The sequence below is a fragment of the Oceanobacillus luteolus genome (genome assembly GCF_042678205.1).
Lineage (GTDB): Bacteria > Bacillota > Bacilli > Bacillales > Amphibacillaceae > Oceanobacillus > Oceanobacillus luteolus.
This window is the reverse complement of record NZ_JBHUDE010000018.1, coordinates 60,081-75,655: the sequence shown is the minus strand read 5'-3', so window position 1 is coordinate 75,655 and position 15,575 is coordinate 60,081. Positions and strand designations below refer to the sequence as shown.

Below are 15,575 nucleotides of genomic sequence, written 5' to 3'. Positions count from 1 at the left end.
TAATTCAAAGGAAGTTTGTAGCGTTTTTTTCGTGAACGGTTGGATTTCAGGATTGAATGGTTACACCATACAGATTAGTGGTTATATTTTGAACTTTTTTATTAATATTTTACTTGCCGCACGGCTAACTGGTATTTTCGTTTGATCTTTATCTTTCAATGTCACATTACTCGTTCCATTGAACCATGGAGTAATTTCTAAAATATGATTTAGATTGACTAGATAACTTCGATGAGTCCTAAAAAACGAATGATTTTTCAACTTATCTTCTAAATCCTGTAATGTCATTTTACTTAGTATCACCTTATCCTCTGTATGGATTTCCAATTGCTTTTTATGAGGTACAGCATAATAAATCGAATCTGGTGAAAGTACCACCATCCGTTCTCCATCATCAATCAGCAACTTATCAGTTGCCGGCTGCTGTTCATTCACTGCATGTTTGCTTCCTTTCGAGGAGATCGCTTTACGTACTCTGGATATTGCCCTTTTAAAATTTGCTTCCTCATAAGGCTTCAGTAAATAGTCAATTGCTTCAATATCAAAAGCATCCATCGCATACTCATCATAAGCCGTAGTAAAAATAAACAATGGACTTTCTTCTTTCATTTCAGTAATGGCTTTAGCTGCTTCAACACCTGACATACCTGGCATTTCAACATCAAGAAAGATGACATCTGGCTTATGTAGTCGATATTGTTCGATGAGTTCTTCCCCAGATTCTGCATGGGGAGATAACAATATATCTTCCTCGTCTTGCAACAGATACATCAGCTCTTTTCTCGCCATTGCTTCATCTTCCGCAATCATCGCTCGAATAATCATAATATCACCTTCCTTTCCAAGTGATGACTTTTCGGAATCCGGAAATACACCTCACTACCTCCCTGTGGCAGATTACGTATCGAAAGCTTGGAGGATTCCCCTAATAAGCTGACAAGTCGTTGATTGACATTATAGATACCGATCCCACCACTTTTTCCTTCTGATAGTGGTTGTTCACCTGCAAATTGTAAAACATGCTCTGGAAATCCATCGCCGTTATCCCGAACTAAAATAAACACGTCTGTTTCTTCCAATGATATATCTATTTCAATCTTTCCACCTTTTGATTTATGATGCAGACCATGGTTAATACAATTCTCCACCAGTGGTTGAATCGTTGAAGGTGGGATATATATATTGGAAAGATCATCAGGTTTATTAATATTTATCCTCAATCTATCCATAAACCGAGCTTGAATAATCGATGTATACGCTTCTACATGCTCACATTCCTTCTCAAGCTCAACAAGTGACTTGGAGACAAGCCGAAGGTTGAACCGCATAAAGCTCGCAAGTTTTAGTGTCAGATGGCGAGCCGTTTCTGCATTTTCCCGAAATAATGTCGCGATTAGCTGCAACGTATTAAAAAGAAAGTGTGGATTGATTTGTGCCTGTAAATTACGTAATTCCGTATCCCGCATATGCATCTTTAATTTCTCTGCATGCAGCATGGTCAATTGGTTGGAAATAAACTTCCCCAAACCTTCTGCCATCGTCAATTCCACTGGGGAAATATGTTCTGGCTTTCGAAAATAAAATATAATTAAACCTGTATGCTCCGTTCCTTGTGTAATTGGTATCATAATCGCTGCTTGAAGCGGACAATTTTTTTCTTTACATTCCACTTCTTCCTTCTTATATGTAACTTGCATTACCTTGGTCCGAATGGCTTCCTGAGCAACCGAAGATCGAATGGGTTCACCAATTAAGTGATGCCTGCCTATACCCTTGTAAGCAAGTACTTCCTTATTATTTGTAACACTGACTGCGGCCAGCTCCAGTCGTTCATATAATAATTCCGCAATTCCTTCTGCCATATCACCACTGAAATCCTTTTTTAAATAAGGAATCGCTTCTTCTGCTATTGTCAATGCTTGCTTTGTAGCAATTGCTGCCTCATTTTCCTGCTCCTTCAGTACAATTCCTACCATTGCTGTAAATATGGCGATTGCTAAGCTGTTTGATAACACAAGCGGAAGGCCGATCCAATCGACAATCTCTACAATATCTAATGCATCTGTATAAAAAATCAGCAATAACTGCATCTGTAAAACTGGCGGAAACACTCCAATAAATAAAGCCTTTAAAGGAGAGATGACCCGTTCATTAGAGAAAAATCGCGCCGTCAATCCCGCCAATAATCCAGTCAACGGATTAACAAACCCATTCGCCAACCAACCGACACCGCCTAGGAACATAAGATGGATACCGGCTATCAGACCCGCACCGAATCCCACAAATGGCCCCCCTAACAAGCCTGCAATTACAACCGCCACCAAACTCATACTGACGATCAACTGATCATCTTCCACTGGTAAGACGATAAAGTCGACATTTAGTACGGTCCCATCAGCTATCAGAATCCCTGTTGTCGTACTAGCAATAGCAAAAGCACCAAATACGATAGCATGAACAATCGACATACCTTTATTAAATTTGCGATCAAGCAGTTTCTTGAATCCAGGTGTTCGAGTCAATACAAAGGCGATGACAAGCAGAAGACCTATCCGTTCAAATAAGATGAGTGTCAAGTCTTTCATGATGCATCACTCCTCGACTGGACCCCTGTTTGAGCCTGTTTATAAAAATCTTCATAAGATATTTCGGACGCAGACTGTCTTCGTGATAATAGCGTGCCAAGAACTGCTCCGATAAACCCGATTGGAATTGCAATAATTCCCGGATTATATAAAGAGATAATGGCTTCACGTTGAATCAGACCCTCCGGATGCATAATATGGGGACCGATTAATAGTAGGAGCATCGATGCAAGCAAACCACTTAACATCCCGGATATCACTCCAAGGCGATTAAAACGTTTCCAATAAATTGTAAGTACCAAAATAGGAAAAATGCTTGAAGCTGCAACGATGAATGTCATGGAAACAAGGAAAGTAACATTCATCGTTTCTAGTCTTAAAGCAAAAATCGTAGAGAGTATACCGACTACCAAGGCTGTCCAACGAGCGGCAAGCAGTTGCTCCCTTTCCGTTGATTTCCCACGTTTAATCATATGATGATAAATATCATAAGAAAAAGCTGTCGTTGCTGAAATCACTAATCCTGCAACTACTGCCACAATCGTCGTAAAAGCTACTGCGGAAATGAATGCCAATAGAAAATCTCCCCCTACCGCCCGAGCTAGTAAAGGTGCCGCTAAATTCCCAGTAGGATCCGCTGAAATTAATGTCTCATACCCAATAAACGCTATCGTTCCCAATCCAAGTATTAATGTCATAACATAAAATATTCCAATAATCCATGTCGCGCTTAATAAAGAACGCCGCACCTCAAATGTATTCTTCACTGTAAATAAACGGATTAATATATGAGGAAGACCTGCAGTACCTAATACCAAAGCCAACTGAAGTGACAATAATTCAAGCGGGCTTTCAAACAAATGCCCCGCATGAAAAAAATATTCTCCAAGTGGCGAGTTTTCTTTCACATCCGTAACAATCGCAGCAACGTTCCAGTTATAATTTGAGAGCACAATTAATGAAAGCAAGAATGTGCCTGACATTAATACGATTGTCTTTACAATTTGCACCCAAGATGTTGCAATCATACCCCCGAACATGACGTATATAGTCATTAAACTTCCAATGACGAAAACAGATATCGAATAATCGATATCAAGCAATAATCTTAATAAAAATCCAGATGCCACCAGCTGCGGAATCATATAAAATATTGAAATTGAAAACGCACCGATCGCCATGATCAAACGCATGGTGTTACCTGGAAACCGCGAACAGATCACATCTCCCAGTGAATACTTGCCAAGTCGATGAACAGGCTCAGCAACCAAAAAGAGGACGACTAAATAAGACACTAAAAAACCAATAGAATATAAAAAACCATCATAACCACTGAGTGCAATTGTTCCAACAATACCTAAAAATGAAGCAGCGCTAATAAAGTCACCCGCAATAGCCATTCCATTCTGGAAGCCGGTTAAACTGCCTGCTGCCGTATAATATATATTCGTAGTCACACTTCGCATAGCTGCCCAATAGGTAATAATCAACGTGCATATGACAATACAAATAAAAAATAAGAAGTATGTAAGATTCACCGTTACTCCTCCTGTATCATTTGCTCGATCACTTCATCTAATTTCTTCGACTTTTGATGATAAATAAAGCCGAGCAGCCAAATCATTATGAACTGTAGGAATGCATAAACCCAAGCCCATGACACGCCAGGAATAAAACTGGTTTGATTCATTTTTTCGGGGAAAAGGGAGAGGGATATAGGAAGCATGAAATAGAAAAGAAATGCAAAAATAATCGCTACAATAATAAATCGTTTCTTTTTACGCATAAGTTCTTGATACGTTTCCTTCACCAACTTCTCCCTCCCGTAAAGCAAATATCTGTAAATTTCTTTAATTATGAATATATATGATAGGAATGGGATTGTAAAGTTTTAAGTTTTGGTTTAGGAAAATTACCGCAACATTGGCTTGATATTAATTTCCCTTCCATAATTACGTATATCCCCTCCTATAGAAAAGGAGCCCAAACAAGATTTGGACTCCAACAATTAATTATTTTCTTCTAATTCGTTTGTTAACATGTTTAAACCATCTGCAGATGCTGCGACTTCTTCAAACGCTTTCCCCAGTGCATTGATACGTTCAACAAACGCTTCGATTTCTTCTACCAATTTATTGTTTTCATTATCGTTATCATTCATAGTTTCGACTATTTCCCCAAAATGCGCTTCTGTTTCTTGAGAATAACCATTGCCGATTTGAACATCTTGGTGAATATCTTCTAAAGTATTCGTTAATTGTTTAACCTGTTCATTTGTCGTTTTAATTAATGATGCGACGTTTACAACTGCATCTTTCGTTTGATCGGAGAGCTTTCTCACTTCCTCAGCAACAACTGCAAATCCACGGCCTGCTTCACCAGCTCTTGCCGCTTCTATACTGGCATTCAGAGATAATAAATTAGTCTGTTCTGCGACTCCTGATACAATATCAATTATCTCTTGCATCCGTTGCATAATTGTCACTAATTCTTTCGCATCCACACTCATACCTTCAACCGACTTGTTAATCATGCTCATTTTCGAAGCAAGTCGATTCATTTCTTGCTTGCCTGACTCGGCTTTGTCTTTTGCTGTTTGAGACAGTTTTGAGCCTCTAGATGCCAATGCAACAATCTCATCAGAATGGTCAATCAACTTTTCTACAGCTGCATTCGTCTCTTGGGAAATCGCTGCCAAATTCTCTGATGTATTCACAATGTTCATCCGGAAACCGTCTTTTGTTTCATTCGCTTCACGTTTGATCCGCTTTGTTTCGTCCTCATAAGCTTCCAATACTAACTGCTCTTCCAGATTTATAATTTTAGTAACGGCCCTTATTGCTCTAAGTGCATCTTCCCGTTCTGATATTTGTTCTACAATTACATCAATAAAGGAAGATAAAATATCGTGGAAAGCAGCTACATACCATTTTGCTTCTAAACCAATTCGCACATGAACATGCGCAATAATCCGTCTTTTTTCAACGTAAGAGGGATCAATCTCGCCTGAGAACATTTCAACGATATGACGTCTTAACGTTTTTTTCAATCGTTCAATAGAACTATGCTTGTTTATTATATGAATGAGGGAAGATTCTTTTCCCAAATTATCATAGAACTGATTAATAATCGTATGTATTTTATCATTTATATATGGCTGTAACGCACGAAGAATCTGCAGGTCTTCTAGTGTAAGTCCAATCATCTTGATTTGGTGGTCTAACGGAATGTCTCGCTCAATCTCTAATTTAACTTCCGGATAATGTGTTTGAAAAATGGATTCTATTACTTTTCTACGCTGTCTAAATAACATCATGTGGCCCCCTGTCACCTATACAAAACTATTATACTATAACTAAAGCATTATAACTCATTCTATTATATCAAAATAAACTAGGCATTTAGGATGTAATTACTATTTCACTCATTTTTTCAGTTGAAATGGAAATATACTTCGCTAATCAAGAAAAAAACACACGATCCAAATCATCGTGTGTTCTCTTTCATCGATATTAACGATCGAAAATCATACCAGTTTTCTAACCGTTCAATCGCTGATTCTCGATTATATGATTGATCCATAATCATCAAATGGGTAGAGGTATGTGTAAGTGTGTTTAAGACAGCTGGTTTGTCATCAATATAATAGTCCAAATCCAATGTCTCGATTATTTTTATCTTTTCATGATCCTGCATACCATAGAAAAAGTTTTCATCTTTTACCGGGAAACCTTGTTGTTTCATCCATTCCCTGCTTCGTATTCCATGTACCTTGGGTCTTGCTGTAATATAATAAATCTCATGACCTTCCTTTTCCAATTCAAGCAACGTCTCAACAGCACCTGGATACGCTGGACAATCCGTATAATAGATCTCTTCCAATGAGCTTACCCACATGGCTTTTCCTTCTTCATCCGTCAATCCAAATGGTTCATGGATTTCCACCCGTTTTAAGGCATGGAATATATCCGATGACAGATCTTTCTTCAGTTTCTTCTTATAAATTTTAAAAGCATGTTCCCGCAAATTTATCAATGTGTCATCTATATCAAAACCAAACTTCATGAAGCATCCCTCGGTTCATTATATTTCGGGTAACCTATAAATTTAAAATCTTTTCCGACAGGCAACATTTGAGTGTCAGTTAATTCAATTGCATCCTTCATCAGCTCAATTCCTGCGCCTTCAAGAAATGTCGGTGCATCCTTACCACCGATAAGCTTTGGCGCAATATAGAGGACGACTTTATCAATCAACTTATGCTCCAGGAACGAAGCATTTACATTGCCCCCACCTTCAATAATTAAAGAAGAAACGCCATTCTCTCCCAATACCTCTACAACTTCAACCGGATCAACATGTTCCTGACTTTTCGTTACAAAAACTTTGATACCGATTTCTTCTAATTGTTGTTTTTTTTGTTCATCGAATCTCCTGCTCGTAAATATCCAGGTTTCGGCTTCGTTGTCTGTAACGAGTTGATAATCCAGAGGGAGCTTCAATGTAGAGTCTAAAACGACACGAATTGGATTTCTACCATTTGGTATTCTAGTGGTGAGTGCTGGGTTATCTTTCAATGCAGTATTAATGCCTACCAGGATTGCCATATTTTCATTCCGTAAATGATGGACATCATGCCTTGCTTCCTCCGAGGTGATCCATTTACTGTTATAACTATGGGATGCCACCTTACCGTCAAGTGTAATTCCAGCTTTCAGCGTAATGAATGGTTTCTTCTCTACAATAAATTTATTGAAGACTTCATTCATTTTCCACGCTTCAGCTTGCCTTACTCCAGTAATGACCTCTATGCCAGCATCCTTTAGTATTTTTACACCGTTACCTGCTACTAATGGATTGGGATCCAAAGTGGCGATGACTGCTTTTTTAATTCCCGCTTTTACTATCGCTTCCGCACAAGGACCGGTTCTGCCATGATGGGAACAAGGCTCAAGAGTTACATAAATCGTCCCACCCTTTGCCAATTCACCAGCCATTCTTAAAGCATGTATCTCTGCGTGGGGCTCTCCTGCTTTTAAATGAGTGCCTACGCCTACAATCCTGTTATCGTTCACAATAACTGATCCTACAAGAGGATTAGGATCAGTCTGTCCTTTCATAGCCCTTGCATTATCTAATGCAAGATCCATATAAACTTCATGATTAGTCATTTGGGCATGTTCCTTCCGATTCTAGATGCCCGGATTTTTCAATTTTCGTTTCCAGATACTTTTTGTTGTATTCCGAAACATCGCCCCATAGTGGGGTTCTACCGGCAAGGACCATTCCTGAAGTCTTTAATGCTTCCAATTTATTTGGATTATTTGTAATCAAGGTAACTGGTTTTAATCTTAACGTTTTAAGGACAGCAATTGCATCATCATAGTTACGTAAATCATTATCGAAACCAAGACTTTCATTCGCTTCAACCGTATCAAAACCATTTTCCTGAAGTACATAAGCCATCGCTTTACTAAATAAACCGATGCCACGCCCCTCGTGGTTTGCTAAGTAGAATAATGCCCCAACACCATGTTCCTTGATTTTCTTCATCGATTCTTTTAATTGGAATCCACAGTCACAACGCTTGCTCCCAAAAATATCACCCGTGTGACAAATGGAATGGAAACGAATCAATGCATCATCGGCATTTTCAAAATCACCATAGACAAGCACACTCGACTGCTGGTATTCTGCAAGGTTTGAAGATGCAAGATTGTCGATGATTTTTTCATAATCCTCGGTAACCTCGTCATAATTCAACCAGCAATACCATTGAAACACGACTGTTTCCCCATATAAATTGACCGGAAGCTGGATCGGTCCGACTAAATATATGGCCTTACCGTCTTTCTTGATTAATTTTATTTTATCTTTTAATAGCGAAAAAGCTTTTGATTCAACTTTTAATGGCGCCATATTTTATTATCTCCTTTCACGTACATACTTTAGTATAGTGAAATTTATAATTTGCTTCAATTTATCTTTCTCGAAATTAAAGACTTTTATTAAAAAGTTCTATCTAATAACATATGACAAGTACGTGAAAACTGATTGACCCAGATTCTATGGAGAGGATACCGCCAAGCCACTACTCACTTTTCCCAGATAATCCATAGAAGAAAAGCTTAGTAAGATCTTCAGTCAGCGGCAAAGCTGTTTTTTCCATACCTTCCCGTCGCATATAATCAGCAAACATCTGGATATATAATAAAATAGCTTCATCGGAAACACTTTGATCGACATATCCTTGCTGCTTCCCATCTTCAAATAATTCAAGAAATCGCGGCAAAGCTACCTCATTATAAAACTCCATAATATAATTATCTTCCTTTATATATTCCTTCATAAAATGCTCAAAGAATTCTTCATTAATCTGATTTGCCACCAATGCCTTCTCGAAAATAATTGTTTTTACCTTTTCCGGAAATGGCATATCACTATTAAATAATTGTTCATACTCATTCCAAATTTTATTTACATAATAGATGATTACCTTCTGGATTAAATTATCTTTACTCTCGAAGTAATTGTATATCGTCACCTGTGATACGTCTGCTTCTTTAGCAATCTCCGCAATAGATACTTTGTGGAAACCATGTTTAAGAAACAACGATAAAGCAGCCTCTAAAATATTATTTTTCTTCAATTCTTTTCTTCGTTCAAAGCCGTTCATCCCTATTCACCTCAACCATAGTTTAATAAAATTTTTGAAATATAACAATCAATTTAGTTCAAAACTATTGCATCCACGTTTATTTTTATATATTATGAACTATAAGAGATAAAATATTTCAAAACTATATTGTCAAAGAGGAGAGGAAGCTCATGTCTATAATTAAAGTCGAGAAGCTTCGTAAACGTTTTGGAAAATTTTCCGCATTAAATGGTGTGGACATGGAACTAAATAAGGGGGAAATTTACGGTTTCATCGGTCCAAACGGTGCCGGTAAATCGACAACGATCCGAATATTATTAGGAATTATGAAAGCGACAGAAGGTAAAGCAGAAATTTTTGGTAAAGATGCTTGGCGTGACGCTGTGGAGATTCATAAACGACTGGCCTATGTACCTGGGGACGTCAATCTCTGGCCAAATTTAACTGGTGGTGAAGTAATTGATTTATTCACTGATCTCAGGGGTGGAAAACGGACAAAGAAGCGAGAAGAATTATTAGAAAGATTTTCTCTTAATCCATCAAAAAAATGTGGCACCTATTCCAAAGGAAACCGGCAAAAGGTGGCCTTAGTGGCGGCATTTGCTTCTGATGCTGAACTTTTTATTTTTGACGAACCTACTTCAGGACTGGATCCACTTATGGAACAGGTATTTCAGGAATATGTGCAAGAGGTAAAAGATGCCGGTAAAACAGTACTGCTTTCCAGCCATATTTTATCTGAGGTCGAAAAGCTTTGTGATCGGGTAGGTATTATTCGGCAAGGAAAAATTATTGAATCAGGAACCCTAAATGAATTAAGGCATCTCACTCGCACACATCTTCTTGTAGAGACGAAGCAGAGGGTGACTGATTTACAAGCGTTTTCTGGGGTTTATGAACTAAATCAGAACGATCTTACTCTCAGTTTTCAAGTTGATGCAGACAAAATCGATTCCGTAATCAGACATATAAGCCAGTTTGGCATCAAAAAGTTGGAAAGTGCTCCGCCGACATTAGAAGATTTATTCATGCGACATTATGAAAATAAACAATCAACTGATGTGGGGGCGCATCCTAATGCTTGAAAAATCAAATACGCTGATCCGTTTCATGATAAAAAGGAATAAAATCCGGATACCGCTTTGGTTGATCGGAATCACCTTTTTTACATGGATGATTCCTGTCGCGTTGGATGATATGTTTCCCACACAAGACGAGCGGGATGTGATGGCTGAAACAATGGCCAATCCTGCGATGACCGCGATGGTCGGTCCAGGTGATGTGGAAAATTATACACTTGGTGCAATGACGACTCATAATATGTTACTTTTCACAGCCATTGTTGTCGGATTGATGAGTATACTAATCGTTACCCGTCATATAAGAGCTGAGGAAGAAGATGGTCTTTCGGAATTAATCCTTGCCCTTCCTGTCGGCAGGCTAGCGAATCTGAATGCAGTCCTCATTACTTTAGTTATAGTCAACATTATTTTAGCGTTCGTAACTGCTACTGGTCTATATGCTTTAGGATTGGAAAGTATGGATTTGGAAGGTTCATTATTGTATGGAGCAAGTCTTGGAGCAACCGGAATTTTTTTCACTGGTACGGCCGCAATCTTCAACCAAATCGTTGCAAGCGGGCGTGGTGCAACAGGATTATCCATCGCCGTTCTTCTTCTCGCTTATTTAATTCGCGCGGTTGGAGATGTTACTAATGAATCTTTATCGTTATTATCACCATTAGGTTTAGTAACTCGTACGGAAGTCTATTCCAATAATAATTGGTGGCCGATTCTTTTACTCCTCGGATTTTCTATGGTTTTATTTTTATTGGCAAATTATCTGAATGCCGTCCGTGATGGTGGTGCGGCTTTAATTGGGACCCGCAATGGAAGGAAGCATGCTTCCAGGTTTCTTGGAAACCCTATCGGTTTTGTACTTCGGATTACACGAACTGCATCTATTAGCTGGGCAATTGGATTGTTTGTCCTTGGGATGTCCTATGGGTCCGTCATGGGAGATTTAGAATCTTTTTTCCAAGGTAATGAATTACTTGAAAAGATGCTGATTGAAAAAGAAGGCTATACATTAACAGAACAATTCATTCCGATGCTAATGCTTGTTATGGCTATTTTAGCTTGTATTCCACCAGTTATGAATATGAATAAATTAATTGGCGAAGAGCGGAAAAATCGAACGGAGCACGTACTCGCCACTCCTGTATCTCGTACGAAATTAATGGCCAGCTATCTACTTGTAGCAATAATCAATGCCTTCATCATGCTATCTTTAACTGCCTCTGGATTATGGATGGCAGCAGAGGCGGTGATGGAAGAAGGATTTTCCTTTGTGATTATATATCGAGCTGCCTTAGTATATTTCCCCGCAGTACTCGTAATGCTTGGTCTAGCAGTTCTTTTAATTGGAGTACTACCCCGATTTACAAGTCTGATTTGGTTATACATCGCAACTTCTTTCATTATTAATTACCTTGGCGGATTACTTCAGTTCCCCGACTGGGTTGAAAATTTATCCCCCTTTGGTTACATCCCAGCTATTCCAGTGGAAAATATGGATTGGATAACAGTAATCGCCTTAAGTATAACAGCTATAATACTAATTGTACTTGGCTTCACTAGCTATAGTAGAAGAGATATTACCGGATAATTAAAAAAGGGGCAGCTGCAAAATATACAGCTGCTCCCTTTTTTAAATATCATTTACAGACGATTATCTTCATCATCATCTAAGAGCCAATTTCTTTGAGATTGACGGTTGCGTTTTTCAAGTTGATCTTCATCTTCCATAAAAACTGTATCCAACTCTCTGGATTGCTGGGACTTGTCCCTTCTATTTTCCATATCAACATCTAGTTCTTCACGTTTCACTGAGTCGAAAACTTCTTCAGTATCTTGCACCCGCTTTTTACCAATTTCTACTTCTTCCCTTACAATTGGCCGTTTCCTAACTTCAATTTCCTCTTCTTTAAGAGGAACACGAATTGTTTCATCTTCCATTCGATGATCAGCATCAAATGGATCCTCTTCATTAACAGGTTTTCTTTCCACGTAAATCTCTTCCCGAGTTACTGGAACATCAACTTGCTGAATATCTTCGTGCACTTCTTTTTTAACTTCCACTTCTCCAGCGGATACTTCCCGTTTGTCAATATCGAGTTCTTCTTCACGCAGTTTCATCTTACGCTCCGTGTTTCGCTCCACATCTGAGTTGAAGTCACTTGTTACACCAGTAGTGTTCAATGTTTCATTATAATCATCTGGAGCAAGAACAATAATCCTGCCGAGTTGCACTTCATCATTATACTTTTCCGCTTCTGTATCAGACAGACCATAACCGGTGAAACGGTCTACAAATCCACCGGCTTCATTGTAATTATCTTCTGTGAGGTCACCCTTAAAGAAGTCTTTGACTTTTTCCCAAAAAGAATCCTCTTTACCATAAGATGATAAATCATCTGTCGTTGTTGTATCATAATTCGTCTCGTTCCATAACCAGGAAGACTGTTCACTATTTTTCGCAATCAAAGTAATATCTTCAGGTGCATATCCCGCATTCTCCAATTTACTTACGACGTCCATCACTTCTGCTTCTGTATCATAAATACCGATAACTTTCTTAGCCATGATATAACCTCCTGTTAGATTGATCTAACTGAGATATACTCAGTGTGGTGCGTGTAGGTTATATTCCCAGATAAGAAATTTCTAAACGGAATGATAATTATTTTCTACTTTTGTAATAATCTCTCCATTACTTCGATATCTCGAACAATCCATGGACAAGCGTCCAAATCTACTTTTTGTTTATTCCTTACTAACGCTTCCTCCAGTGGCATCCATTCGTTCTGATAGTCGTACTCCTCTTCATATGGATCAAGCATTTTTTCTACCACATCATGACCAATCCTACAAAAGTAATAATGAGAATCCATTATCATCACATCTGCTTGTTTTCCTCTTCTTTTTTCCAATGTAACTCCATACTTCCTGATTGAATCTGTCAATATTTGAAATCCTGTTTCTTCACGGACTTCCCGGATTAATGTATCTATCAGTGTTTCCCCTTCTTCTACACCGCCACCAGGAAATTTACAATCACCGAACTTACTTGTGAGCAGTAGATACTTTTCCTCTTTCGAAATGATTGCCCGGGCTGCAGTTCTCTTGAATACTGAAGACTCTCGCGAATAATTTTTAAAGTCAATAAAAATATCCATCTCCATACACATACTCCCCCAGTACATTTATCGCTTACATCCATTCAATCACAATGTTAATAAAAAACACACTAATTTCTGGGGAGAAATTAGCGTGCTTTTTCAGCTCCAATATATTTTTTTAATTTAGGCATCACTTCAGTCGCTATTCTTTCAATATTCTTTGCGACTTTATCAAACGGCAGTCCGCCGATGTCCACTTGTGCAATAAATCGAGTATGACCAAATAGCTCATGTTGTTTGAGAATCTTCTCCACCACTTGGTCTGAGCTTCCTACAAATAAAGCAGTTGAAGGAGCTGCTGCGGCTTCAAAATCTTCTCGACTCATCCTCATATAGGAACCGCGTTGTTTACTTATATAATTCCAGTAATTCGAATAGTATGGGTAAAATTCTTCTTTTGCTTTTTCTGTCGTTTCCCCAACATACGTATGTCCTGTTACTGCAACTTTTAATATATCAGGATGATGTCCTGCCTGCTCACCCGCTTCGTGATAGATATCAACGAGTGGTTTAAAGCGCATCGGGTCTCCTCCAAGTATTGCTAGAGCCATACCTACTCCTAATCTTCCGGCCCTAGCAGCACTATCAGGTGTCCCGCCAACGCCAATCCAAATAGGTAGCTGTTCTTGTAATGGACGAGGAGCGATTTGACCCTCCTGGAAGGATGGACGGAACTTACCATTCCACGAAACCACTTCATTTTTATTTGCTTTTAAAAGTAGATTCATATGCTCTTCAAAAAGTTCGTTATAATCATTGAGATCATAACCGAATAATGGGAAAGATTCGATAAACGCACCTCTACCAGCAAGAATTTCAGCACGCCCTCCTGACAAGATATCCAATGAAGCAAAATCTTCGAATAAGCGGACTGGATCAAGTGTACTTAACACACTTGTGGTGCTCGTTAATTTGATTTGTTTCGTCACTTGAGCTATCGCTGCTAATACGACTGCAGGAGAAGAAACAACATAATCCAATCGGTGATGCTCACCGACGCCAAAAATATCAAGACCTGCCTCATCAGCAAGTTGTGCGGCCTGAACAATCTCATCCATTCGTTGTTTTGCTGAAATTGCTTTCCCTGTTAAAGGATCAGGCCCCATATCAGCTAAAGTGTATATACCAACTTCAAAATTAGTCATATTTTCTTTCCCTTCGTTATCTTGTTACTTTATGTAACTTAGTTTATTATCATAACTCAACTATGTCAAGTACATTTTATCTTCAGCATCCGTGTTTATGTATATTCAGTATTGAAGAAAATTATCATTAAAACTTTTCATCCATTCTGCTTGAACGGAATTCTTCAAAATATATTGCCGGTGAATAGAACACACTAAAAAAAGGTTTGGAGTTAATATCTCCAAACCTTTTATGAAGTAAAATATTAGAAGGAATTAATTCATGTCATATGACCTCATCTTCGCCAATTCCTTTTCTCTTCTATTACGAAGAGCTTTCCGACCTTCCGACCATTCGAGGAGAAGAACAATAAAGCCTATGGATAAAATTAATAAATATGCTAGGATGCTTTTAATTTCACCAGATACTAGCAACCAAGTTAACCAAGAAATGAAAAGAACGGGAATGATAGCCCCCCAATACGCACTATTTCTAGCTGATAAAAAGAATTGTAATCCCAAGAACCCAGCAATGATGAGTGCATCGTATATACCAAAGCCAAACATTACTTTCCACTCCTTTCTTTCTTGTATTTTTCAATTATCAATTTAGCTTCCTCAAGATTTATACGATCGTCAATGGAAAGCTGTTTGATGAACTTGATAAATTCTTCATTATCTGCTGCATCATTTAATTTTATCTTTTCAATGAGTCGATCTAATCTTATCCTCACGGTTGGATAAGAGACCTCATAAATTTTTGCGATTTCTTTCAGAGAACCTGAATTAAGCACAAAGTTTTTCACGAACTCTACGTCTTCTTCTTCCAAAGATAATATCCAGGCAGGCACATTATTAGCATCCATTTTCTTCACCCCTCATTATTTACTTTAATTTTAACATAAAAATAAATAAAGTAAAGTATTTGTTTAATATTATTTAATATTTATTGAAAAATATACTTGTAA

The 15,575-nt window shown here is 38.2% G+C and carries 16 protein-coding genes; 2 read left to right on the top strand and 14 right to left on the bottom strand.

Translation table 11 applies throughout. The features are described 5' to 3' along the window. Positions 1-81 precede the first annotated feature (81 nt). From ACFSBH_RS05285 to ACFSBH_RS05245, 9 genes are all read right to left on the bottom strand, one after another. Positions 82-825: a LytR/AlgR family response regulator transcription factor gene (locus tag ACFSBH_RS05285; protein WP_379596402.1), complete on the bottom strand. Its 744-nt coding sequence runs from the start codon at positions 823-825 to the stop codon at positions 82-84. Continuing rightward, positions 822-2,585 (bottom strand): LytS/YhcK type 5TM receptor domain-containing protein, encoded by a 1,764-nt coding sequence (locus tag ACFSBH_RS05280; RefSeq protein ID WP_379596400.1) that lies wholly within the window; start codon positions 2,583-2,585, stop codon positions 822-824. Before ACFSBH_RS05280 ends, ACFSBH_RS05285 begins: the two co-directional genes overlap by 4 nt. After that, positions 2,582-4,123 carry a solute symporter family protein gene (locus tag ACFSBH_RS05275; protein WP_379596398.1) on the bottom strand — a complete coding sequence of 514 codons (1,542 nt, stop codon included), beginning with the start codon at positions 4,121-4,123 and terminating at the stop codon, positions 2,582-2,584. Before ACFSBH_RS05275 ends, ACFSBH_RS05280 begins: the two co-directional genes overlap by 4 nt. Before the next feature lie 2 nt (positions 4,124-4,125). Then, positions 4,126-4,395, bottom strand: a complete 270-nt coding sequence (locus ACFSBH_RS05270) for a DUF485 domain-containing protein (protein ID WP_251512027.1) — start codon at positions 4,393-4,395, stop codon at positions 4,126-4,128. 198 nt (positions 4,396-4,593) lie between these two features. Then, positions 4,594-5,898 carry a globin-coupled sensor protein gene (locus ACFSBH_RS05265; RefSeq protein ID WP_251511881.1) on the bottom strand — a complete coding sequence of 435 codons (1,305 nt, stop codon included), beginning with the start codon at positions 5,896-5,898 and terminating at the stop codon, positions 4,594-4,596. 173 nt (positions 5,899-6,071) lie between these two features. Beyond that, entirely contained in the window at positions 6,072-6,650 is a 579-nt protein-coding gene (locus ACFSBH_RS05260) for a 5' nucleotidase, NT5C type (protein WP_251511880.1), read from the bottom strand. After that, positions 6,647-7,756: a bifunctional diaminohydroxyphosphoribosylaminopyrimidine deaminase/5-amino-6-(5-phosphoribosylamino)uracil reductase RibD gene (ribD, locus tag ACFSBH_RS05255; RefSeq protein WP_251511879.1), complete on the bottom strand. Its 1,110-nt coding sequence runs from the start codon at positions 7,754-7,756 to the stop codon at positions 6,647-6,649. The genes ACFSBH_RS05260 and ribD overlap by 4 nt, the downstream gene beginning before the upstream one ends. Continuing rightward, entirely contained in the window at positions 7,749-8,504 is a 756-nt protein-coding gene (locus tag ACFSBH_RS05250; RefSeq protein WP_251511878.1) for a GTP cyclohydrolase II, read from the bottom strand. The genes ribD and ACFSBH_RS05250 overlap by 8 nt, the downstream gene beginning before the upstream one ends. 172 nt (positions 8,505-8,676) lie before the next feature. After that, the gene (locus tag ACFSBH_RS05245) at positions 8,677-9,261 is read right to left on the bottom strand and encodes a TetR/AcrR family transcriptional regulator (protein WP_251511877.1); all 585 of its coding nucleotides are present in this window, start codon (positions 9,259-9,261) and stop codon (positions 8,677-8,679) included. A gap of 152 nt (positions 9,262-9,413) precedes the next feature. Between ACFSBH_RS05245 and ACFSBH_RS05240 the strand changes: the two genes are divergently transcribed. After that, positions 9,414-10,328 carry an ABC transporter ATP-binding protein gene (locus ACFSBH_RS05240; RefSeq protein WP_251511876.1) on the top strand — a complete coding sequence of 305 codons (915 nt, stop codon included), beginning with the start codon at positions 9,414-9,416 and terminating at the stop codon, positions 10,326-10,328. After that, the gene (locus ACFSBH_RS05235; RefSeq protein WP_251511875.1) at positions 10,321-11,910 is read left to right on the top strand and encodes an ABC transporter permease; all 1,590 of its coding nucleotides are present in this window, start codon (positions 10,321-10,323) and stop codon (positions 11,908-11,910) included. Before ACFSBH_RS05240 ends, ACFSBH_RS05235 begins: the two co-directional genes overlap by 8 nt. Before the next feature lie 53 nt (positions 11,911-11,963). Here ACFSBH_RS05235 and ACFSBH_RS05230 read toward each other — a convergent pair whose 3' ends face one another. The 5 genes from ACFSBH_RS05230 to ACFSBH_RS05210 form a co-directional block, all read right to left on the bottom strand. Beyond that, a complete protein-coding gene (locus tag ACFSBH_RS05230) occupies positions 11,964-12,887 on the bottom strand; it encodes a DUF2382 domain-containing protein (protein WP_251511874.1) in 924 nt (307 codons plus the stop codon). 104 nt (positions 12,888-12,991) lie between these two features. Then, positions 12,992-13,486, bottom strand: coding sequence for an NUDIX hydrolase (locus tag ACFSBH_RS05225; RefSeq protein ID WP_251511873.1), 495 nt, complete (start codon positions 13,484-13,486; stop codon positions 12,992-12,994). Positions 13,487-13,569: 83 nt separating this feature from the next. Then, positions 13,570-14,628, bottom strand: coding sequence for an LLM class flavin-dependent oxidoreductase (locus tag ACFSBH_RS05220; RefSeq protein ID WP_379596393.1), 1,059 nt, complete (start codon positions 14,626-14,628; stop codon positions 13,570-13,572). Between the two features lie 255 nt (positions 14,629-14,883). Then, positions 14,884-15,174 (bottom strand): hypothetical protein, encoded by a 291-nt coding sequence (locus ACFSBH_RS05215; protein WP_251511871.1) that lies wholly within the window; start codon positions 15,172-15,174, stop codon positions 14,884-14,886. Then, positions 15,174-15,473, bottom strand: coding sequence for a DUF2089 family protein (locus ACFSBH_RS05210; RefSeq protein WP_251511870.1), 300 nt, complete (start codon positions 15,471-15,473; stop codon positions 15,174-15,176). Before ACFSBH_RS05210 ends, ACFSBH_RS05215 begins: the two co-directional genes overlap by 1 nt. Positions 15,474-15,575 lie beyond the last annotated feature (102 nt).

Bases quoted from the DNA above. Each gene is read 5' to 3' on its own strand.
- ACFSBH_RS05285 (WP_379596402.1), bottom strand. From the start codon at position 825: ATGATTATTCGAGCGATGATTGCGGAAGATGAAGCAATGGCGAGAAAA.
- ACFSBH_RS05280 (WP_379596400.1), bottom strand. From the start codon at position 2,585: ATGAAAGACTTGACACTCATCTTATTTGAACGGATAGGTCTTCTGCTT.
- ACFSBH_RS05265 (WP_251511881.1), bottom strand. From the start codon at position 5,898: ATGTTATTTAGACAGCGTAGAAAAGTAATAGAATCCATTTTTCAAACA.
- ACFSBH_RS05260 (WP_251511880.1), bottom strand. From the start codon at position 6,650: ATGAAGTTTGGTTTTGATATAGATGACACATTGATAAATTTGCGGGAA.
- ribD (WP_251511879.1), bottom strand. From the start codon at position 7,756: ATGACTAATCATGAAGTTTATATGGATCTTGCATTAGATAATGCAAGG.
- ACFSBH_RS05250 (WP_251511878.1), bottom strand. From the start codon at position 8,504: ATGGCGCCATTAAAAGTTGAATCAAAAGCTTTTTCGCTATTAAAAGAT.
- ACFSBH_RS05245 (WP_251511877.1), bottom strand. From the start codon at position 9,261: ATGAACGGCTTTGAACGAAGAAAAGAATTGAAGAAAAATAATATTTTA.
- ACFSBH_RS05240 (WP_251511876.1), top strand. From the start codon at position 9,414: ATGTCTATAATTAAAGTCGAGAAGCTTCGTAAACGTTTTGGAAAATTT.
- ACFSBH_RS05235 (WP_251511875.1), top strand. From the start codon at position 10,321: ATGCTTGAAAAATCAAATACGCTGATCCGTTTCATGATAAAAAGGAAT.
- ACFSBH_RS05230 (WP_251511874.1), bottom strand. From the start codon at position 12,887: ATGGCTAAGAAAGTTATCGGTATTTATGATACAGAAGCAGAAGTGATG.
- ACFSBH_RS05225 (WP_251511873.1), bottom strand. From the start codon at position 13,486: ATGGAGATGGATATTTTTATTGACTTTAAAAATTATTCGCGAGAGTCT.
- ACFSBH_RS05220 (WP_379596393.1), bottom strand. From the start codon at position 14,628: ATGACTAATTTTGAAGTTGGTATATACACTTTAGCTGATATGGGGCCT.
- ACFSBH_RS05215 (WP_251511871.1), bottom strand. From the start codon at position 15,174: ATGTTTGGCTTTGGTATATACGATGCACTCATCATTGCTGGGTTCTTG.
- ACFSBH_RS05210 (WP_251511870.1), bottom strand. From the start codon at position 15,473: ATGGATGCTAATAATGTGCCTGCCTGGATATTATCTTTGGAAGAAGAA.